This is a genomic window from Tumidithrix helvetica PCC 7403 (genome assembly GCF_965232925.1).
In the GTDB taxonomy this organism is placed as follows: Bacteria; Cyanobacteriota; Cyanobacteriia; order Pseudanabaenales; family Pseudanabaenaceae; genus Tumidithrix; species Tumidithrix helvetica.
The window spans coordinates 80,439-101,733 of record NZ_CBDDRA010000010.1 but is presented as its reverse complement, the minus strand read 5'-3'; the positions used below and the strand labels follow the sequence as shown (position 1 = coordinate 101,733).

The window sequence follows — 21,295 nt, the reverse complement described above, 5'->3', positions numbered from 1 at the left end:
CATATTCGGTATTTTCTTGATTTATTTTTAATCATTTATTCCATTATCCGAAAGATTTCTGTGAAGGTTAATCGCCACTCCAAAAGTATGGCGCGGCACTGTAAACAGTTGAGTGCTTGCTGCAAGCGATTCACTCCTATGGGCGTGACAGGATAGGTTTCGATGCGGAATTCAGGTGGAAACTTTACGGTGCTTTCAATTTGAGCGACAAAGCCGTAGAGTTTCTGATTAGAGAAGGAACTATTCACTGCCCAACCTTCGGTGTTGAGGGAAATCAGTTGCGCGATCGCGTCGGATTCAATTCCTAACTCTCGCTTCAGAACCGCGATCGCTGCCTGTTCGGGATTTTGATCTTCTGCAACTCGCCCGCCCGGAAAATCTAAGGTCACCTGTCCGATGCCAGGACGATAGCTGGGCGTGGGCAATAGAATCCGATCGCCTTGAATTGGCAGAACGATCGCGGAATCTGCTTTCTCAATTCGCCAATATTCCAAGATTTCGCCGCGATCGTCTTGCAGATGTTCGCCAATCAGCGTCATCCAGCGCGAATGTAGTTCAAAGAAGCGATCGCGGGTTTGCCAGTCTTTTGGAGGTGGGGTTAACATTTCAGGGGATGAAAAACAGGCTGTAAAGTTTTGCAAAAATAATTAACTTCATGGCATTCCGTAAAATAGGATACAGAAATAAATAAAAATATGATATTCAAATTCAACCTTCAGCCGACGAGCAGAGGGTGCATTTTTCATGAGTAAATATGAAGGAGCTTACTATGAACCCAGTTGCAGAAATCTTATTGGAACAAGTAACTTACGCCCAAAAGATAGGAAAACAAATTTTGACGATCAGTGGCTTAGATTCAGACGGGGTAGCTTATGCCTTTGCGACACCTGACACCTTGGTAATCGACTGTAAGGATTATGCAACCGCTTGGCAGTTTGACGAAGAGCAATATAAATTACAGACCGCGATCGCACGTATAAAGTCTTCCATCCAAACAATTTTGATTGAAAAGACTGGCAAACCCATGTATTGCTGGTAATTGTGCTTTTTGAGATTCGCGTTATTTAGAATTAGAATTTGCCGAGAATAATTAGGCGTGTTTTTGCAGATCTCGCATGGTTTTTTGTACAGCGATCGCAATCTGCATGGTGGTATCAAAGAACTGGCCGTATTCACCTGCTTGCTCGCTGACTTGAATGGCATGAAACGCGTTCAAGTCGATCGCAAATTGTTCGGGATTAAAGTCAGGATTTTCTCGTAGGATTTTTTCAGTTTTTAAGGCGCGCACCAGATCGCCATGGGTAATTTTGAGGGCAGAGAGAACAGATTCGCGATCGTGCAAGCGAATGGGATTTCCTGCGGCTTCCAGTTGGTCAAAAACATGGATATCCCGAATTACCTTATTGTATTTATCAACTTCGCCATAGAGACGCGCTAGAGATTTCGATGGTTTGGGACTTCCATAGTTGCGGTTTTTAGAAAATCCCAATGGAATTACTTGAATTAAGACGGCTACTCCTAGCGCCATAGCCCCTGCGATCGCGATACTCCACAAAACGACCTGAAAAGAAAATGCGGTAAGGGTATAGATTGCATAGGCTCCCGCAGCTAAGGCAAAGGCAAAACCGATCAATGCCAATTCTGCCATTTCCATTGCCAAGCAAGATGCACCAAACAAAAGGCAAAAGGCAAAGATGGCAGCAGGAATGCGAAAGTTGGGAACGAAATAACAAAGGGAACTTAGTAAAGCAATCAGCGCTGCGATGGAGGTAGCAACGATCGTAAATTTGAGTAACTTCCGATCTTCTTGCGATCGCGCATGGGACGAACTAGACAGGGTTCTTGGCACGCCTGTCATGGCTTGTAGCGCTGTTTCCGAAATCTCAAGTTGTTTTAAATCGGTTTGCATAGGCGATCGCGGCTACGAAAATCTTGTTCCCTCCCCTACCCAACGGGAAGTCGCTTCGCGTCTAGGGCAAGGGAAGGGTTAGGGGTAATTCCCTAGAGTAATTGAATATCGCTAAATACGATTTCGTAGGTTTTTTGTTGACCTTGCTCGTTAGAATGCACGATTTGTTTGGTCATCACATAGTAGTTACCCAGCTTTTCGTAGATGTCCTCAAACTTAGCCTGACGCAAGATCTCATCGGTCTGAGGATTGCGAAATACAGCGCTGTAAGCCGAGGAGATATAGCCTTCCCCCGTATCAAGGTGACCGAGGTGATTGATCACAAACGCCATTCGTCCCATCACGCGACTAACAAGGCAAATTTGACTGTCACGCACCTTGTAGTTTGAGCCCATGGCGTCACCCGTCACCAAAATTTCGACCGCGCCTGTGTCATCGGCTTCACCCATGCTAAACCCAGACTTGCCATGGGCTTCTTCAAAGGTCTTACGCTTGCGATGGGTGACGACATCCTTGAGTTGGTTGGTCAACCATTCCTGTTCTTCATCTACAGAGACGGTCTTGTCTTCACCGCTAGGCGTGCGGGTAGTGCGGCTAATGAGTTTGGGTTCATCCATCACCACTTCTACCGATTGGTCGGCGTTGATGCGAGCCTTGCCTGTGCGGGTATTTCCATTCAAGCTCACAGAAACATTAGCAGTCAATCCAGGGAAGTTACTATCCCAGGTATAGCGATTTTCATAGGCAGCACGAAATAGGTCGCGGGCTTTGGTATCTGTTGCTTCTGTAGTAATCATTGGCTTAATTTATACGGTTACTGAATTGTGTGAGGTTTATTTTAGAAATTTTGAAATATCCTACTGCATTGTAATCGCTTGGGCTTGGGCAATATCCAAGAATTGATACTCTGTGCAGTAAGGAAAACCCGCCTTAATTTCCTGGGGTGGGCTTTAGCGTAAACAAGAAATCTAGACGAGTGATACGGCTGTTGATATTGGTGCTGGTGACGGCAATGCCGCGAATCGCGTCAAGGACGGCTCTAACTTGGGTAAAACTGGGTGTCGAGCGAATGTCTGGTGGCAACAGGCGATCGGCTAGGGTTAAGGCTGTGGTCATATTCAGGTAGAAATACCCCCCATTACTTTTGGGTAGTCCAGTGGTAAGGATTTGAAAGGAACTGCTCTCAGGTAGGCTTTTGGTGGGTTTTGGCACAAATTGATCGGCTAGATCGCCCATCGACCAAAACACAAAATTATTCCCTAGAGAACCGTGGGATGCCATCGTGGCGTTGCCCACTTGCCAAGTCACAATGTCGCGATCGCCTAATTTTTTTGATTTCAGATCGACACCCTGGGGAATCAGTCCACTGGAAGAGGCTTTGGCAGCGGCATCGAGTTTATCAAAAGTTGCTTGAGCGTCTTTATCATTGCTCGTTTGCAACAACACCACAAAGCCAAATCCGGGATTTGCCAAGATACCTTGGTTATTGGGGATAGCTGCGATCGCAAACTCACCTGTCATCCATTTCAAAATATCGCGTTCGAGATCCAGTTTGGTGGCATCCTTAACGCTTTTACGAATTTGATCTAACATTTGCTCGGAGTTGGCATTTCCCTTTGCCTGTGCCACGAGGGATTGCCAAGACTGGTTGAGATTGATACCCGAAACCAGTAAGAAAGCTTCTTGGGGCAAAGAATTTAACACCGCGCCAGCGGCAGTCTGTGCCTGTGCGCTGGTCGTGCCTTTATCTTTGAGATAGGTGGTGACTTCAAAACGTAACCCCTCTTTTTGCGTGCCTGCGGTGAGGGTAATCGCATCTAGTTCTCGGCGCGACTGGGCAATAATCGGTTCTCCCAAACTTAATTTCGTCTGGGAACCGATGAATTCCAACGCGATCGCACCATCTAAATAAATCTGAACCAAGGGCTCAGCAATATTGCTTTTGCTCTCAGCACCAAACACCGCAGCAAAGCTAGATTTTTTCGCGAGAGAGGGCAGATCTCCCTTATAGGTATCAAAGGTACGTTGGATCAGGGCAGAACTGGTAGAGATCGCTACATAGCGCCCCCCAATATCCGCCGTGATCACGCTGTTGTTAGGGTCGCGGGTGGGCGACTCGTAATATTTAAATTCTTTATATTCCTTGGGTGTAAACTTTGCCCCCTGTTGGGTGAGGGCATCGCGATACTTGGTCAAAAACAGATCGGACTTAGCGCGATCGCTGGTGGGGGCAATCACCAAGGTAGCAGGTGGCGCATTCGGTTTCTGCGGATCGGCGATCAAAGCCGTAATCACATGCCCCTTAAGCCAAGGCTGCACATCGCGACTAAAATCTGTCTTGCTTTGCACGAGTAAAGAATTGAGGGGCGACTTTTCCATGCCCTCGCTCAATAGCTTTTGGGAATCAGGCGTGCCAAACTGTACCAACTTTTGCCAAGGCTCAGAAGTGGTATTAAATGCCATCACCACCTGTGCTTCTTGAGGAATGGCAGAAGCCGTACCGATTACACCCGTCGGGACTTGTGATTTTTGCCAGACAAAGAAAACGGCTGCTCCAGCACCGACTGTTGCAATTGCAGCCCCAATTGCAACGAACAAGGGGGCTGAAGATTTTTGACGTTTGGGCGCAGGCTTATTGGATTTAGAAGATCTAGACATGAAAGATACGCAAATTCTAGGCTCTTGATTTTAACCGCCAGGACAAGATCAAGATACTACAGAACATGAGCTTATATAACGAATCTAATTCGAGTAATCGATGACTATAGCAAAATGCTAGGATGATTTACAACATTACCTGACCCATCCTAAACCTATGGTATTAAGCGTCTGCCACGAGTTGCTTGATGCGTCGGTTCAGAATTTGCAAAAGCTCCAAGCTGCCATCGATCCAACAACACAATCGGGGGAATTTAGTGCTGTTGTTTCTGCTCTATCTGAATCCTTTGCTGCTTTACAAAAAGCGATTACGCAAGTTGAGACCCAACAGGAAGCGATCGCCGCTGACTGTCACAATTATCGCGAACTGTTTGAGTTTGCCCCTGATGGCTATTTTGTCACCGATGAAACGGGAATCGTACAATCGGCAAACCGTGCAGCCACAGTCATTTTGGGCTCCGATCTGATCGGCCAAAATCTTAAAGAATACGTGCTGCCTGCCAATCAAGAGCAATTCCAGAGATTTTTGGGGCAACTGCAAAGGGGACAAAATCTTAAGAGCCTTGACCTTCAGATGCAGTTTCCCACAGGACAACCCTTTGATGCCACATTTACGATTCTGAGTGTCAGGGATGGGAACGGTAAGGTTGTCGCCTTGCGGTGGTGGATTCAGGACACCACTGAGCGCAAACAAGATGAAGAACAACTGTGGCGTGCCAATCAGCAGCTAGAAATTCGATTGGCTTCCCTCAATGCCAAGATGAATCTATTAGAGCGACAGATTCGCTCCGAACGTGAGGAACAGAGCCGCGTGGCTAGGCATCTTGCCCATAACGAGGGAAAACTACGGGCTTTGATGCAACATTCCTCCGATATCGTGAATATTATCGACACCGATGCCAGCATTCAGTACTGTAGCCCCTCGGTTTCTCGGATTTTGGGATTTCAGCCCGAAGATATCGTGGGCAAAAAATTAGTGCAGTTTCTCCATCCCGACGATCTGCCAATTTTTCAATCTTTCCTATCGCAATCTCAACAGGCGATCAGTATCTCTCCACCCATGGTCATGCGCTATCGCCATATCAATGGGGACTGGGTTTATTTAGAGTCGGTTTGTAATGACTTGGTTCAAGATCCGAATATTCAGGGAATTGTGATCAATTCAAGAGATATTACCGATCGCAAACGTACCCAAACCGCCCTACAGGAAAGCGAACTGCGGCTAGCTGCGATCGCGGCAAGTATGCCTGGTACGTTTTATCGATTGGTTTGGAATCCTGATGGTAAGGTCTCCTTACCCTTTATTAGCGATGGACTGATCGAACTTGCAGGTATGCAACCCAAGCAGGCTATGGCTAGACCCGATCGATTGGCTGACTTGGTTTATCTCGACGATCGCGAACAGTTTGATGCAATGGTCAAAGCTGGCATTGAAAAGCTAGCCACATTCCGCCGCGAGTTTCGGATTGTGACCAAATCGGGCGAAGTCAAATGGGTACAGGATATCGCCCGTTATTACCGCAGTGAAGATGGTTCCACGATCGCCGATGGGGTTTGCATCGATATTAGCGAACGCGGCGATGTCGAATCTGAACTACAAAGAGCCCACGAACTCTTACAGGCTGTTGTGCGTTCTTCACCTGTGTCCATTGATATTATTAGTCCCGAAGGTAAGGTTCTACTATGGAATCCCGCCGCAGAAAAAATCTTTGGCTGGAGCGCAGCAGAGGTAATTGGCAACCCCCTACCTGTAACTATGAGTCAGTCTGATTCGGAATTCCAAGTATTTTTAGAAACACTGGCAGGAGATGGGCTCAATGCTGTTGAGACTGTTTATCCTTGTAAAGATGGAACTACCCTTGATGTCAGTCTCTCAACTGCCCAAGTCAAAGATGCTGAAGGTAAGATTCTGGGTGTATTGAGAATCATTGAAGATATTAGCGATCGCAAACGTAAAGAAACTGAACTGCACCGCCTAAAATCATTGGTGAACGCTCACATCGCGACGGATCTATCGCTTCATGATTCTGCACAAAAGAATGGCAATGGCAGTTTCAATTTCATGTCTGCCTATCTTCAGAATGGAACAGGTGCGCTTGCTTCTGGGCAGTTACTTTTGAGTCAATATGCCTCTGGGAAACGCGATTTTTTAGGCTGGAATTTATGTGGTGTTAGTCTAGCCAATGCTGATTTGCAACAATCAAACCTTAGTGGTGCGCAGTTAAACGGCAGCGATCTTGGAAATGCAAACCTTCAACGAGCTAGTTTGCGCGGCGTGGATTTGCGGGGAGCCAACCTTCTCAAAGCGAATTTGCACGGGGCAGACCTACGCGGAGCCAATCTGCGGGGAGCCGATCTACGCGATGCCGATTTGCGCGATGCCAATCTTACGGGAGTCTCGCACGATGATGTCGATTTAATGGGAGCAATTCTATCAGGCGAAAATATTGCCTAACTCAGATCTTGAGGCATTCTAGAGAAAGAAAAGGGGTATGAGTTTGAAGATATTTCAAAAAAGATCATCGACAGTGACGATGTTTGATTTCTTTAAAAGTCATGGCAATAAGAATACTTGAGAATCATCCTTATTGCAGCAAGCTAGTTGGCGATCGCCTATCAATTTCCAGCTAGCTTTAACATGGCAGTTCTAAAATCGTCGCCCTGTAGATCGGCGAACTCATGTTGAAAAAAGTTATTTCTCCGACAGGCTGCTAGACGAATTGCAAAGCCAAAAATAAACAGTGTCGCCACAGGTAGTAAAAATGCCAAGGCTAAGGTCAAGCGATCGCGCCGAAATTGCGACAGTTCCTTACTACATTGAGAGAGAATCCTTTTCATAAAACCTTTGTGAACCTAAAGATACGCCAATTCCTTTTGGATGGTAAGTAGTCGAACTTATACCATTTTCAAAAGATAATGCGACGCATTATCTTTTGAAAGACCGCGCGGAGCGCGGAACTCAAATCTCGATCTGTTGCAAATCTAAGTAAAATTGGTATTAATTAAAGTTAACAATTCTAGAAGTGTTAGCAGGTGGGGCATTAAATAAGGGTTGTACCATCCTTAACTAGAGGTTTTAGCGCTTTAAGTTGCCTTTGACGGGAGATGTTTATACCATTTTCAAAAAGATGCGTTGCATCACTTTTTGAAAAGACCGCGCTCCGCGCGGAACACAAAACCCGATCTGTCGCAATTTCAAGAGAAATTGGTATTACTTAAAAAATGGGTAGTAAGGGTGACAAATTTTCCTGCACTTAATATTTAAGCACCACCAAAATTCAGTATCTGAAAACCTTGTAGCATTTGAGCAGAAAATGTAGTATGTCCTTGTGGTACATATCAGAAAGTTACTGAAATGCTATAACTCTATAAAACTCATGACTGGAGAAGAACTGCGCCAACTCATCCTAAACAAGTGGGGACATTCCTACGATGTGCAACTGCGTCGCACTCAAGGACGAATCTTGGCACAGGTAATGTGGCGATACCAAGAGCAAGCTTCTTTTCCCCTTAACGAGACAGATTATCTAGATCACCTCAATGCGATCGCTGCCCATTTAAATGACTGGGGAACGGTCGAACAGGTCAAGGAGTTTATCAAAAACACCAAATCCCGACCCAGACTTGGAAAAGCTGTTAATATTCCACTAGAGTTGGGAGTGCGATCGCTAGAATGGTTAGTTGAAGATCGATAAGATTAAAATGAATTACTCTAAAGTACATCTGGTTATACTTTTTAAGTAAAGTCAGTTATGTAAAACTTATTAAAGCTAAGATAAATCAGAATTGTTGTTGATATTGTAATTTGCATTCAATACAACCCCTTTAGAACTAAGAACTTGTTTCTGCAAGCAATTTGCAACCGTGATTTACAAGTGTTATTCCCAGTGGAAGCGCCGCTAGGCTACTAAAGTAGAGGAAGTCAGGACATAAATATATGAGTCAAGCAGCAGCCAGTCCCTGGGAACGTCAATTCGTAAACTTGGGTCGCGTCATGCAGACCTTGCGAGAAGAAGAAGACATAGAGGCGCTTGTTGCTGCTACCCTCGATTACTTAAAAGACAATTTTGAATACAAACTGATCTGGTTGGCGCTCTACGATCGCGCCAATCATCGCCTTGTTGGTAAAGGGGGCATCACCCCTGCGGGTGACATAAAATTCTTAAAAGAGCGATTTGCCCTCAATGCTGGCGACTTACTCGATCAGGTAATCATGCAAAGGCGACCCGTCCCGATCGCCGATCTGCGTCAAGAAAAGCGTAGTGGAGAATGGCAAAAAGCCGCTCAAAAATTTGAAGTACAAGGCACCTTGGTCTGGCCGATTTATCACAAGGACTTAGCATTTGGGGTTGTACTGCTAGGCTCACATTTATGGAATGTTGCCCCAAGAGCTGAAGAAAAGGCACGGCTGTCTATTGTGATGGGTAGCCTTGGCGCTTCGCTCAATCGTATCGAATCTGACTGGCAGCATCAAAATACCAAGCGCCCTGATGAACCTTTATTGATTATGCTCGATCGCTTGCGCAATATGCCCCAGCTCAGTCAAAGGCTAGACGAGATTGTCAATCAGACCCATGACTTTATCATGCCTGCTCACACCCATATCTATTGGTTTGAGCGCGAGCATCGTTACTTTTGGCGCAGAGTTACCAACAAGCAAAAAGGTCCCAGTAAAGACCGCGTTGACAACACGGCAGGGGTGACCGTACAAAATGCACCTGCCCTCTATCAGGCACTCAGCAAAGACCAAATTGTTACAGTTGTCGATGTCCATAACATGACAAAGAGCGAACTAAATAACCGCATCATGGAACAGTTTGGGGCTGAATCAATCATCATTGCTCCAATCCTATTTCAATCGGAATTAATGGGCTTTCTCTGTGTCGAAGGAGATGAGCCTCGACTTTGGACTGATGACGAGCGTAATTTCGTCAAGGGTTGCGCCCAATTGGTGGCGATGACAGCACCGCTAGAAGAGATGGAAGCAACGCTCGATCGCATTGCCTCCGATCAAGTGCTAACAGCGGGGATCGCTCGGGCGATCTTTTCAGAACAGGACTGGCAAGATTCCTTGCAATTAGCAGCCGATCAATTATGTCAACGTTTGGGACTGGAAAGATTTTGGGTGGCACTGTTCGATCGCGATACGGGGACGTTTCGGATTTATTTTCAGCATCACCCCAAAAATCGTCGCCCCTTGCCCACCAACCTAGCCGAGTTGTCTCAGGTCGATCTACAAATGATGGAGCAGTCCCATGAGGCGGTGACCATAGAAAACTATGAGAGCGATTTTAAATTTTTGTCTTGGAGACCGCCTTTGGTAGAACTCGACCTACGATCCCTGATTATTAGTAGCACCTCAGTGGGCAAGTCTTTAGAAGGGATCCTCGCGGTAGGGCATGAGACTCCTCGCACTTGGTCGCGTCCTGAAAAAGAAATGGTGCAAGCCGTAGCACAGCAAGTGGGGCTAATTTTGCACCAAGGGGAATTACAGCGCCAAGCTGACGAACGCCAAAAACTACAGCAAGCGGTTCAGTTTGGTTTGGTCGCGCTGCAACAGGCAACGACGGTCGAGCGGCTGCACCCGATCGCAACCCAGCTGATGTCACAGGTAATGCAAGCGCCCCTATCGGTGCTAATCACTTGGCTCCCTGGCAGACCTGGGGGACAGATTGCTTCTCACTTTGCCAGTCGCGATGACTTTAATCTCAATATCACCGATACGATGGTGGCAATCGAAACGGATACCTTGGTCGAGTGGGCTTTACAAACGGAAGGGATTTTACCCCTCACAGTCCATGATTTGCCTGAGTCAACCCGATCGTGGCTTAATGCTCCTAGTCTTGGAAACCTTTTATTAATTGCACTGCGAACCACACCCGAACATCAACCCACAGGCATGATTTTGGTGGGAGATAAAGCGGGAAGACGTTGGCAAGATCGACAACTACAAGCTTTCATCATGTTAGCCAATCAACTGGCATGGTCGCGTCGCCACTTGGTTTTAGTCGATCATCTGCGCCATCACCGCCAAGAGCTAGAGCGCCTCAATTGGTATAAACACCGACGCATTGAGGATGTCTATCGCAGTGTTGGTGGCGGCGTGCAACGACTTTTAGAGGTGGACTCTCGAGCAAATGGGGAGAATGATGCCGTTACAAATATGCGACTACAGCAATCTCTTAAACAGTTGCAAGCTTCGCTATCACCCTTACCGCAAATCATTCGTAAAGAGCAGTGGCGTTTGCGTCCTAACTTTGAGACTTCGCCCTTGGCAGGAATGCTCAAACGAGCCTTAGAGCGTGTCGATCCCCTGATTAAACAACGGCAAATTTGGTCGCAGGTACATAATCAAGCAAATGTGCTCGTCGGTGGGGACATTGCCAAAATTGAGATGATCATCAACGAACTGCTGCTGTTTGCCTGTGGGCGCTCTGCGGTAGGCGGCAGAATCGATCTATGGTGCCGCCAAATTGACGAGCGATCGCTGGAACTCTCGATCACTGACTATGGCACTGTCGATGCCAACCTGCTTGCGGAATTGCAACAGGGTAGAACGGTCGATCCGCTAGTACCCTCGATCTTAGATCAACCCCCAGGTTTACACCTATCAATTTGTCAAAGCCTGATGCATGAGGCAGGTGGAGAACTATCCCTTTACCAGTTAGAAGACAACCGCATTCTCAGTCGGATCATCTTGCCTCTATCGTCAGGGTAAGGATTAAGACGTAACCAATCTGATTTCCATTCTTTTTTTGGAATACGAATCCCCTTAAAATCCCATAAAGTTTAAGTGTTAACCTGCATCCATTCTCCAGCGAAATGAACCACTTGGTTGCGACCTTCGCGTTTGGCAGTATAAAGCGCTTTATCGGCTCGCTCAACCGAGGTATAAATTGTGTCCATGGGTATCGCTAAGGTAAATCCGATACTAGTCGTAAAACTCAGTTCGGGTTGCTTGGGGACATCAGTGCTAACTTTTAATTGGGCGATCCCCTCGCGAATCCTCTCTAGGGCAACCTTTGCGCCTTCGAGGTCAGTATAGAGGACGATTAAAAATTCCTCCCCTCCCCAACGGGCTACCCAATCGCTACCACGCACAATTTGTTGCAAACTATCACTCAATGCGATTAAGACGCGATCGCCGATCGCATGGCCGTAGTTATCATTGATATTCTTGAAATAGTCCACATCCGCAACAGCAACACATAGAGGTAGTTCATTCCTAAAAGAAAGCTCTAAACTTTGCTGCAATCTCTCGACAGCAGCGCGGCGATTTAACAAACCAGTTAAATAGTCCTTGACCGCGATTTGTTCGAGATTAGAACGGCGAAATTCAAAAACCTGAATAACTTTAGCGATATTGCTCAACAAAGTGCCAACTTCATCCCGAAAATGAGTAGGCAAAGGGATCACCTGATTATCCCCAACATAAGAATCAAGCGCTTCCTGTGCCAGTTTTACTGGTTGGAGCAGCAATTTAAATGCTGAAATTACCAAGATACTAACCAACAAGGTTGCTAATGGCAGGATAACAAAAAGGCTCAGTTTTACGGCTTCATTGGGGTTGAGTAAAATATAAGCAATTAGTACAAGCATTGGCACTTGAATAATGACGAAGGCAACAAAAAAAGCCTTGCCAGCATAAGAACGCGGCCATCCTAGGGACTCAAACCACTGATACAATTCCAGACCTTTAGCCATAATCCAACCTTACATAGACGTGTTAACAGTGTTTTGACTTAAATTTATAAAATTTATAAAAAAATGTTTAGTTTAATTTAAACCACAATTTGTCGGAATGTGCATTGATTTTTATCACATCTAAAAAACATCAGGCATATTTTGGCAAATGCCGATGCCATCAGGTACTTACCTAATGTTAAATTAAAAGCTGTGGATAATAGGATCGTACATGATGACAAACTTATTCATTTTTGGGATGCTAAATGCTAAGTAAGCTGCAACGGTTGAGTGTGGAAGCAGAGGGTCGCTATGCTAGTGATGCTGAACTTCAGTTTTTAGACAGTTACCTTCAATCATTTAGCTCTAGAGTGGATGCCTATGCCAAGATTCAAGTGTCAGAGCGTCAAATTGTCGATAAGGTTCAGATCGAGATGCGATTGCAGGATCCTACCATCTTTGTTAAAGGCAATGAAGATCTGAGTAATAAGTGGAAACAGGATACGATTAGAGTACTGCGCTACACAGCCATTGCCCTATTACTCGACGATCCAGACCTGCTACAAGAACAATTTTTATTTTGGTTTCAGACGATTATGCAAGCATTTGGGGCTCAACAAGCCTGCAATCTCACCTATAAGGTTATGCAGGATGTCGTGAAGCAAACGCTGCCTTTATCTGTTGCCAATCTTTTATGCCCAATTTTGGAATTGAATCGCAGTTTATTAAGTGCGACAGCCGATCGCTTCTAGTCTGTCAATTGAAGGGGATGTTCTAAAACACCTACTCCTAATACGTCAGCGAAGGTAATGTCTCAAGAATCTCAAACGGAATCCGCTTGGAAGTGGGAATCACCTCATCGAATAGCAAAGTCTATTCTTTGGGGTTCGATCCGATCGGAAGTTTTGTTGCTGACGAGCTTTGCGATCGCAATGGTTGGCGAACTCGGCATTCCAAAAGCAGCATCTGCTCTTGTCGAGCGCTCCCCAGTAATTTTCAATGGGAAGTCTAAGGGAACGATTCGAGATCGAGTTGTTAGCCAAGTTCCGCCCAACACGATCGCACCACAAACACCTCCGCAAATTATTACGCCTCAGCCACCTCAGCTTTTACCTCAGAACCTTCAACCCCTACCAGCTCCAGAAGATTTACTTAAACCCTCTACTCAGCCATCTTCGCCACAACCCGATATACCAAGCTCCAATGAAACGATTACGGTTGAGAGATTCGAGGTTTTAGGGAGTACTGTATTTAGTCAAGCAGAATTTGCCCAAGTCACGGCTGAATATACAAGACGCCCGATTACGTTTGCCCAATTATTAGAAGTTCGCACGAAGATCACGGAGCTTTATGTCCGTGGGGGATATATCACCTCTGGTGCATTTATTCCACCGCAAAACCTTCAAGCAGGAACTGTTAAGATCCAAGTTGTGGAGGGAAGCTTAGAAGAGATTAAGATAACTGGCACAAATCGCCTCAACCCCGATTACATTCGATCGCGACTAAATATTGCTACGGGTGCGCCCTTAAACCGCGATCGCCTGATCGAAGCCTTACAGTTACTACAGATCGATCCGCTCATCGCCGCACTCTCAGCCGAACTTGCAGCAGGCGATCGCCCAGGCAAAAATATCCTCGAAATTAAAGTTAAAGAAGCGGAATCCTTTAACGCACAACTATCTCTAGATAATAATCGTGCTCCTAGTGTCGGTTCGCTGCGCCGTCGCATCCAAATTAACGAAGGCAATCTGACTGGATTGGGTGATTCTATTATAGTTGGGTACAGCAATACTGATGCCAGCAATGCTTACGATCTGAACTACAGTTTACCGATAAATCCTTATAATGGAACGATTTCTATCTCGTTTAGCAACAGTAACAGTAACGTGATCGAGCAGCCTTTCAATGTTCTCGACATCTACTCCAACTCCACATCCTATGACCTCACCTACCGCCAACCCGTTTATCAAACTCCCAACCAAGAATTTGCACTGGGTATCACGGGTTCCTATCGTGAGAGTTTGTCTAGTTTATTAAAAATTCCTTTTCCGCTATCTTCGGGTGCTGATAATAATGGCTCGACGAGAATTTCTGTTTTGAGCTTCTTTCAAGAATTTACTCAACGCGAAAGCCGCTCGGTGCTGGCACTGCGATCGCAGTTGAATATCGGATTTGGAGGGGTACTGGGTTCGACAGTAAACCCAAGCTATCCCGATAGTCGCTTTGTTTCTTGGCGGGGTCAGGCCCAGTATGTCAACCTACTCGCACCCTCAACACTTTTGCTGTTTCGTGGAGATATGCAGCTAAGCGATCGCACCCTCGTGCCGCTACAACAGATAGGGTTTGGTGGACAAGATACTTTGCGCGGCTACCGACAAGATTTACTGCTCGGCGATAACGGTGCAGCCCTAACTGCGGAAGTAAGAATTCCTGTATTACGCGTTCCTGAAATTGACGGGCTTTTACAAATCGCCCCATTTATTGATACGGCAATAGTTTGGACGAGTTCTGGAGACGCCAATCCACCCCAAAATCTTTTAGTTGGAACTGGTTTGGGATTACGCTGGCAGATGGGGAATCGCATGACGGCACTATTCAACTATGGTATTCCACTCATGTCCGTTCCAAACAGCCGTAAAACTTGGCAAGAGAATGGCATCTATTTCTCACTCACATACAACCTATTTTAATCAAAAGCTTGAGCCAAAAGCAATTCTTGCTTGTTAGGGTTTTACTTCGACTTCTATTCGTCTAGATTTCGTGCAAGCATCTAAAACATAAAAACAACATAGATATTATCCAAAAAATATCGATAAAAAAGGAAAGATAACTTCCGTCTAACTTTTGGCTAACTTCCGTCTAACTTTTGGCTAACTTCCATCTAACTTTTGGCTAACTTTAGTAAGTAAAAAAAAAAGATTTTCCTCCGAAAATCTTGATTACTATCGATCTTTAACACTTTCAGCAAAATCAAAGGCTAGGTGAAACAATATGGGAACTGTTATCAATCGTTTCGTGGGAATTTCTATTGGGACTGGGATGTTGAGCATAGCCAGTCTGGGGCTGGGTACTCTAATGCCAGCTCAAGCCGCAAACTTCACAATGAATGCGACTTGGAGTGGTGCTGAATTTGGTAATACGGCATCTGCAACTGCCACTATTGTAATGAATGGAGATTTTATCGATATCACTAGACCAATTTCTTATGATGATTCCCTAGCTCCTGGTGTAGTCTCAATGACTATGACTGTGACGGATGGAAATGGAATCATTCAGACTTTCAGCAAAGCTGATTTTTCATCTTTTACGTTTGACTCAGCAAACACTGTTCTTAACTTTACTAAAAACCTTGTCGGTCAGGATCTTTCCAGTCCTTTCACAGGAAAAACATGGAACATAACCAACCCGATCGTAACTGACCCTAATGCCACCGATCCTAATGCCACCGATCCAAATTTTATGAGGCTACAAAAAGATGAAAATGGCGATCCATTATTAGATGAAAATGGTAATCCAATCTATATAAGGCAATTAACTCCATATGTCGTTTCCAACACCGCGACATCGAGCTATGCAGGAGACTTTAATTTCTTTAAAGTCGATCCTCCTGGTATATGCAGGAATTTCCCTTCTGGAATTCATCGATTTATTATGGCAAGCTGTTTTGATGACAGTGAAGACGTAAAGTGGATGCGACTGACCTCTTTGACACTCCAATCTGTGAAACCAGTTCCTGTACCTGGGGTCTTATTTGGCGCGATCGCAGCAGGAGCCTATTTCTCTGCTCGCACATTGAGAAAAAAGAAATCTACAGCCTTGGCAAGCGTTGAAGCTTGATTGAGATTTCTTAACATTACTAGGAAATTGAGGTGCGATCGCCGAAACTGTTTTTAGTCTGTAACTTCTCAAGCTAAATTATGAAAGAGACTTTCATCGGACTTAGTGTAGCCGCGATCGCATTTAACCTCATCCCCACCTCCCCAATTCGAGCGCAGGTCACACCTGACAAAACGCTCCCTGTGAATACTATTGTCAACACCAACGGTACGACATTCACAATTACAGGGGGTACGCAGGTCGGAGGGAATCAATTTCATAGTTTTGAGCAATTTTCAGTACCGACAGGCAATACGGCTTACTTTAACAACAGTCCTGAAACCGCAAATATCATCAGTCGAGTTACGGGAAGTTCCATTTCTAATGTTGATGGGTTGATCAAAGCCAACGGTCAAGCCAATTTATTTTTAGTCAACCCCAACGGTATCATTTTTGGGCAAAATGCTAGGTTAGATATTGGTGGTTCGTTTACAGCAACAACTGCAAATAGCATCAAGTTTGCAGATGGATCGGAATTTAGTGCAACGAATCCCTCAGCTACACCCTTGCTGACCATGAGCGCGCCGATTGGATTGCAGTATGGCAAAAGTCTGACAGGTGCAACCATTGCCAATCAAGGAAATCTCTCTGCTGGACAAGATTTAACCCTAGCCGCAGACAAGTTAGATTTGCAAGGACAGCTACAAGCAGGAAGAGATTTAAATCTGCAAGCACAAGATAGTGTCAAAATTCGCGATACTTCGACCAATCCTTTTATCGCTATTTCGGGTAGAGATATGACGATACAGGGAAATCAGAATGTCGATATCTTTACTTTAAATCATCCTCAAACCCTAATCTCAGGTGGCAGAAATTTAAGTTTAATTAGTAATGGTGACATTTCGGGCGATGCTCATTTTTTTAGTGGCGGGAATCTATCTGTTCTGACGACTGATGGCAATCCAGGTAGTTTAATTAGCTTGTTCGATCCCTTGATCTTTGCCAATGGAAATGTCTCATTTGGGAACTATTCAGGTATTGCCTTAAAGGTTGAGGCAAAAGGAAGCATCAAAGGTGGCAATATTACAATCACAGGAGCAGAGTGTAGGACTGGTGCGCCAGGATGTGTAGGTGGAATTCCAATTTCCGATCCTGATTTTGCCATGCTTACAGGTGGTAGAGCACTAATCTTGCGGGCTGGATTAGCCTCGGTGAATACGCCTAACCTTCCAAGAACTACTGGAGGTACGACATTCACAACGCCCCCTAGTGCCATACCATTGGGGATTTCGGTCGGGAATATTACTACTTCCAATACGGGTACTAACAATGGTGGAGACATTATTCTCTCGGCTTTAAATGGCAACATCTCTACAGGCACGATTAACTCTAGAACAGGTTCTGCGGGTAAAGGAGGCTCAGTTATTGTTAACTCAAGTGGTAATATTACAATTGGCAATATCACCACTTCGCAGTCTTTTGTGTCGGGTTCTGGTCAAGCTGGGAGTACTGCCTTGCTTGCTAATGGGAATGTGGCACTCACAAATTACACAGGTGGTTCGCTACAAATCATGGCTGGAGGTAGTGTAACTTCAACGGGGGCATCGATTAACCTTATCTCTGCTGGCAAACCTTTTGCGAACGGCAACGTCACATTTAATGGAGCTGCATTAAACCTCAATAGCAGTAGTAATGTAACTTTGTCGAATGGAACCATCTTAAATTTGAATGGCACAACCAAACCAACTATTGATGTTCGTTCTGGAATGACTTTGCCAACTTCATTAGGTGGAACGCTGACGAATGCCAATATTACGCTTACAGATATTTTTACACCAGGGAATTCTGAGGGACTTGTATTTCTCACAAACCAGTACAACGCTAATTCCTTAAATGGCAATATTCAAGTTGGTAATTCGAATACTGCAACCACTGGTTCTGTCAATGGAGGTAAAGTATTTATTGATTCGCGGGGCAATATTACAACTTCTGGCAGCGTTACGGCAACTTCAGCTTCTGGGAATGGAGGTAGTGTCAATTTACTTGCTAAAAACGATATTACAACCAGTAGTATCGCAACGACATCAAACACTGGCAATGGAGGTAGTGTCAATTTACTTACTAGTATTGGCAACATTACAACCAATGGCAATGTTACAACTACGTCAACTTCTGGCAATGGTGGAGCTGTAACCTTTAACTCAAATGGCAGCATTACAAGCAATGGCAATGTTATAACCTCATCAACTTCTGGCAATGGAGGTAGTGTCAATTTACTTGCTAAGGGTAATATTGGATTTGGGAACAATGCTTCGATTCTCTCAAATGGTTCATTGGGCGGAGCGATCGATATTAACAGTAAGGGAATTGTTTCTGGAAATGGTCTTTTTATTAGAAGCTTAGCCCTAAACCCAAATAATCTTGGCAAGAGCGGAGATATTAATATCACAGCAAACTCGTTAAATTTAGCGAACTCAATTGGGAGTAGTGCAAGTGGAGCATTTATAAATACCAGTACTTCTGGAAATGCCGATGCTGGTAATATCACGCTAAATATTGCAGGTGATGTTATGCTTACAGGCGAAGCAGGGGGCATTAAGACGCAACTCGTAAGTCAAGTGCAACAAGGTGCTAAAGGGAATGGTGGGAATATAACTGTTAATGCTAAAACGGGAGTTATAAATATAAGCAATGGTGCTCAAATCTTTACAAGTACAGATGGTTTGGGTAAAGGAGGTGACATTGGAATTTATGCAAACGCTGTTAACCTTGCGAACAAAGGAGCAATCAACAGTCAAGTTTTGTCTAATGCAAATGCGAAAGGAGGTAATCTTACAGTACAGGCAAATACATTAACGGCAACTAACGAAGCTCAACTGACTACGACCAATTCTGGGCTTGGAACCGCAGGCAATTTGAATATTCTGGTGAATGGGAATGTCGTATTCGATCGCGCGATCGCTTCTGCATCCATCGAACCTAGCGGAAATGGAATTGCTGGGAATCTCTCGCTCAATGCGCGATCGCTGCAATTACTCAACGGCTCTCAAATCCTTGCGGCGGTATTTGGCAAGGGCACAGGTGGAAATATCTCGATTCAAGCGGATGCGATCGCGTTAGATGGATTTGGCGTTGTAGCTGGGAGAAATGTTCCCACAACGATCAGCACATCTATAGAGCTGCCTACCTCCAGTGGAATATCAGGCAATATCGATGTCAATGCAAATACGATATCCCTCACCAACGGCGCTATTATTACTGCTTACTCAAACGGAAAGGGGAATAGTGGAGGCATTAAAATCACAGCAAATTCTTTAAATATTTCTAGTGGCGCACAAATACAAACAAACACGTTAAGTAGTGGCAATGCTGGCAATGTCTCTCTCTTTTTGAGCAGTTTACTCCAATTAGATGGTTCTGATTCTGCGATTCGGGCGGGTACTGGCCCAAACTCGACGGGTCTGAGTGGTAGTATTTTTATCGATCCGTCACTGGTAAATATTACGAATGGTGCAAGGATTTCTGTAAGCAGTTTAGGCACTGGTAATGGTGGTAACATTCAGCTACTAGCAGGTTCGCTCTTTCTTGATAATAATGGAATCATTAGAGCCGAATCTGCCAATGGAGAAGGTGGTAACATCTTTTTAAAAATTCAAGACTTGCTCTTTTTGAGGCACGGCAGTCAAATTAGTGCCACTGCTGGCAATAATGGGAATGGTGGCAATATCACAATCGATACAGGCTTTTTGATTGCGCTCCCATTTGAAAATAGCGATATCTCTGCAAATGCCGATCGCGGCAGAGGCGGCAATATTAACGTCACAGCGCAGGCGGTGTATGGAATTGTGTTTCGTCCCGCCCTTACACCTCTTAGCGATTTTACAGTAAGTTCCAACTTCAATCTCAGTGGAACTGTGATAATTAATACCCCAGGTATCGATCCGAGTAGAGGATTAGGGAATCTGCCTGTGGATGTGGTTGATGCCAGCAAACTAGTTCCACAGCGCTGTCTCGCTGATAAACAAGGCAGTGAGTTTATAATCACGGGTAGGGGTGGAGTACCCGCAAATCCCTCTGAACTGCTGAGTGGCATGAGTTTGCTCGATAATCTTGGCACTTCTCATAATTCTGTTACAGTTGCCTCAAATCCCGTAGAAGTGAAAAACGAAATACCAGATACGATTGTTGAAGCTCAGGGATGGGTAGTAGGCGATCGCGGTCAGATTACACTGGTTGCCAAAGCACCAGCAGCACCATCCTCCGTTTGGTCTTCTCAACCCAAATGCGTTCCTGTAGCCCAAAAATGAGATCGTAGAAATGACTACACGCTCAAAATTTAACAGGTTCTTTAATATCTGTTTGGAAGAATCTGACCCTCAGCGATCGCTCTCATCCCTCGCATTCACCGCACTGAGAAATCAATAAACAAGCTCGGATCGACGTGAAAGAATTCGCCAAGAGCTTTGGCTTGGCTTTTACTGATCTGTCTTTTTCCATTCACAACTTCAGAAACCACACCCCGCGAACCAATCACACCCACAAGGTCAGCTTGCCGCAAATCCCTCGCTTCCATCAGATGTAAAAGAATCGAATGAGGCGTTGAAGCTTCTAATGGATAATGCTCTTCTTCAAATTTTTCGATTAGAGCAACCAAAAGCTTCAAAATCTGCTCTTGCTCTGGGGAGAGATTTTCGTCTGCCAGCAAGTTCTCTACAATATTCAACGCACGCTCGTTTTCGGCTTCATTTGTAATGAGCTGTGGCTGAATATCTGCTAGCAGACTTCCATAAACTTCTTTATTTAAAGTAAGGGTCATTTTTCCAAGTCCCTGAGTCATACTCAGTATGAGTTAAGACATATTTGATGAAAACCACTTGATTTTTGTAGTTAATACTGACAATCAATCGATATTTATTCCCATTGATATTGAAAACTGTGAAATTACCAACAGCATCCGCAGATGGATAAACCTTTCTAACATCGCTTATATGTTGCCATTTTGCTTTACTGACAACTTGATACCAGCTATCTAATGCTGACTTTGAGTCTGCATGGAAGTCGAAAAACTCTCGGAGAGTCTTTTTTGCAATAATATGCATGATATTTTCAGTCTTTTTTTATCTATGTTTAGCATGCGACTATTTGAGCGTTTAGATTAAAAATATTGTACTCTCATTTTGAGAACATGCCAAGTGAAATTCAGAAAAACTTTTTAGTTAGGATAAATCA

The 21,295-nt window shown here is 44.8% G+C and carries 15 protein-coding genes and 1 pseudogene; 8 read left to right on the top strand and 8 right to left on the bottom strand.

From position 1 onward, the window contains the following. Positions 1 to 35 precede the first annotated feature (35 nt). Positions 36 to 605, bottom strand: a complete 570-nt coding sequence (locus ACP2WE_RS11310; protein WP_425215655.1) for an NUDIX hydrolase — start codon at positions 603 to 605, stop codon at positions 36 to 38. Between the two features lie 149 nt (positions 606 to 754). Between ACP2WE_RS11310 and ACP2WE_RS11305 the strand changes: the two genes are divergently transcribed. Further along, complete coding sequence (locus ACP2WE_RS11305; RefSeq protein WP_425215654.1) at positions 755 to 1,039, top strand: hypothetical protein; 285 nt, start codon at positions 755 to 757, stop codon at positions 1,037 to 1,039. 51 nt (positions 1,040 to 1,090) lie between these two features. On the opposite strand, the gene ACP2WE_RS11300 is transcribed toward ACP2WE_RS11305, so the two are convergent. From ACP2WE_RS11300 to ACP2WE_RS11290, 3 genes are all read right to left on the bottom strand, one after another. Further along, positions 1,091 to 1,909: a hypothetical protein gene (locus tag ACP2WE_RS11300; protein ID WP_425215653.1), complete on the bottom strand. Its 819-nt coding sequence runs from the start codon at positions 1,907 to 1,909 to the stop codon at positions 1,091 to 1,093. 92 nt (positions 1,910 to 2,001) lie between these two features. Then, positions 2,002 to 2,706, bottom strand: coding sequence for a DUF3386 domain-containing protein (locus ACP2WE_RS11295; protein WP_425215652.1), 705 nt, complete (start codon positions 2,704 to 2,706; stop codon positions 2,002 to 2,004). A gap of 133 nt (positions 2,707 to 2,839) precedes the next feature. Continuing rightward, positions 2,840 to 4,567: a DUF3352 domain-containing protein gene (locus ACP2WE_RS11290; protein WP_425215651.1), complete on the bottom strand. Its 1,728-nt coding sequence runs from the start codon at positions 4,565 to 4,567 to the stop codon at positions 2,840 to 2,842. 157 nt (positions 4,568 to 4,724) lie between these two features. On the opposite strand from ACP2WE_RS11290, the gene ACP2WE_RS11285 reads away from it, so the two are divergent. Continuing rightward, complete coding sequence (locus tag ACP2WE_RS11285; RefSeq protein WP_425215650.1) at positions 4,725 to 7,022, top strand: PAS domain S-box protein; 2,298 nt, start codon at positions 4,725 to 4,727, stop codon at positions 7,020 to 7,022. A gap of 251 nt (positions 7,023 to 7,273) precedes the next feature. Here the strand turns inward: ACP2WE_RS11285 and ACP2WE_RS11280 are convergent. Continuing rightward, a pseudogene (locus tag ACP2WE_RS11280) lies at positions 7,274 to 7,405 on the bottom strand (ABC transporter permease); the annotation flags it as partial. 539 nt (positions 7,406 to 7,944) lie between these two features. Here ACP2WE_RS11280 and ACP2WE_RS11275 point away from each other — a divergent pair. Further along, positions 7,945 to 8,262: a DUF3067 family protein gene (locus tag ACP2WE_RS11275; RefSeq protein WP_425215649.1), complete on the top strand. Its 318-nt coding sequence runs from the start codon at positions 7,945 to 7,947 to the stop codon at positions 8,260 to 8,262. 242 nt (positions 8,263 to 8,504) lie between these two features. Next, positions 8,505 to 11,285 (top strand): GAF domain-containing protein, encoded by a 2,781-nt coding sequence (locus ACP2WE_RS11270; RefSeq protein WP_425215648.1) that lies wholly within the window; start codon positions 8,505 to 8,507, stop codon positions 11,283 to 11,285. Between the two features lie 71 nt (positions 11,286 to 11,356). Here the strand turns inward: ACP2WE_RS11270 and ACP2WE_RS11265 are convergent, their stop codons facing one another. After that, entirely contained in the window at positions 11,357 to 12,271 is a 915-nt protein-coding gene (locus ACP2WE_RS11265; RefSeq protein WP_425215647.1) for a GGDEF domain-containing protein, read from the bottom strand. A 245-nt stretch (positions 12,272 to 12,516) separates the two neighbouring features. On the opposite strand from ACP2WE_RS11265, the gene ACP2WE_RS11260 reads away from it, so the two are divergent. The 4 genes from ACP2WE_RS11260 (at position 12,517) to ACP2WE_RS11245 (ending at position 20,373) form a co-directional block, all read left to right on the top strand. Further along, on the top strand, positions 12,517 to 13,002 hold the full coding sequence (locus ACP2WE_RS11260; protein WP_425215646.1) for a bilin-binding protein: 486 nt from the start codon (positions 12,517 to 12,519) through the stop codon (positions 13,000 to 13,002). Positions 13,003 to 13,059: 57 nt separating this feature from the next. Further along, positions 13,060 to 14,940, top strand: a complete 1,881-nt coding sequence (locus tag ACP2WE_RS11255) for a ShlB/FhaC/HecB family hemolysin secretion/activation protein (protein WP_425215645.1) — start codon at positions 13,060 to 13,062, stop codon at positions 14,938 to 14,940. Positions 14,941 to 15,241: 301 nt separating this feature from the next. Continuing rightward, complete coding sequence (locus tag ACP2WE_RS11250) at positions 15,242 to 16,087, top strand: hypothetical protein (protein ID WP_425215644.1); 846 nt, start codon at positions 15,242 to 15,244, stop codon at positions 16,085 to 16,087. 80 nt (positions 16,088 to 16,167) lie between these two features. Continuing rightward, positions 16,168 to 20,373 carry a beta strand repeat-containing protein gene (locus ACP2WE_RS11245; protein ID WP_425215643.1) on the top strand — a complete coding sequence of 1,402 codons (4,206 nt, stop codon included), beginning with the start codon at positions 16,168 to 16,170 and terminating at the stop codon, positions 20,371 to 20,373. Positions 20,374 to 20,468: 95 nt separating this feature from the next. Here ACP2WE_RS11245 and ACP2WE_RS11240 read toward each other — a convergent pair whose 3' ends face one another. Both ACP2WE_RS11240 and ACP2WE_RS11235 read right to left on the bottom strand, forming a co-directional pair. Beyond that, a complete protein-coding gene (locus ACP2WE_RS11240) occupies positions 20,469 to 20,882 on the bottom strand; it encodes a helix-turn-helix domain-containing protein (protein ID WP_425215642.1) in 414 nt (137 codons plus the stop codon). After that, a complete protein-coding gene (locus ACP2WE_RS11235) occupies positions 20,863 to 21,165 on the bottom strand; it encodes a type II toxin-antitoxin system HigB family toxin (protein ID WP_425215641.1) in 303 nt (100 codons plus the stop codon). Before ACP2WE_RS11235 ends, ACP2WE_RS11240 begins: the two co-directional genes overlap by 20 nt. Positions 21,166 to 21,295 lie beyond the last annotated feature (130 nt).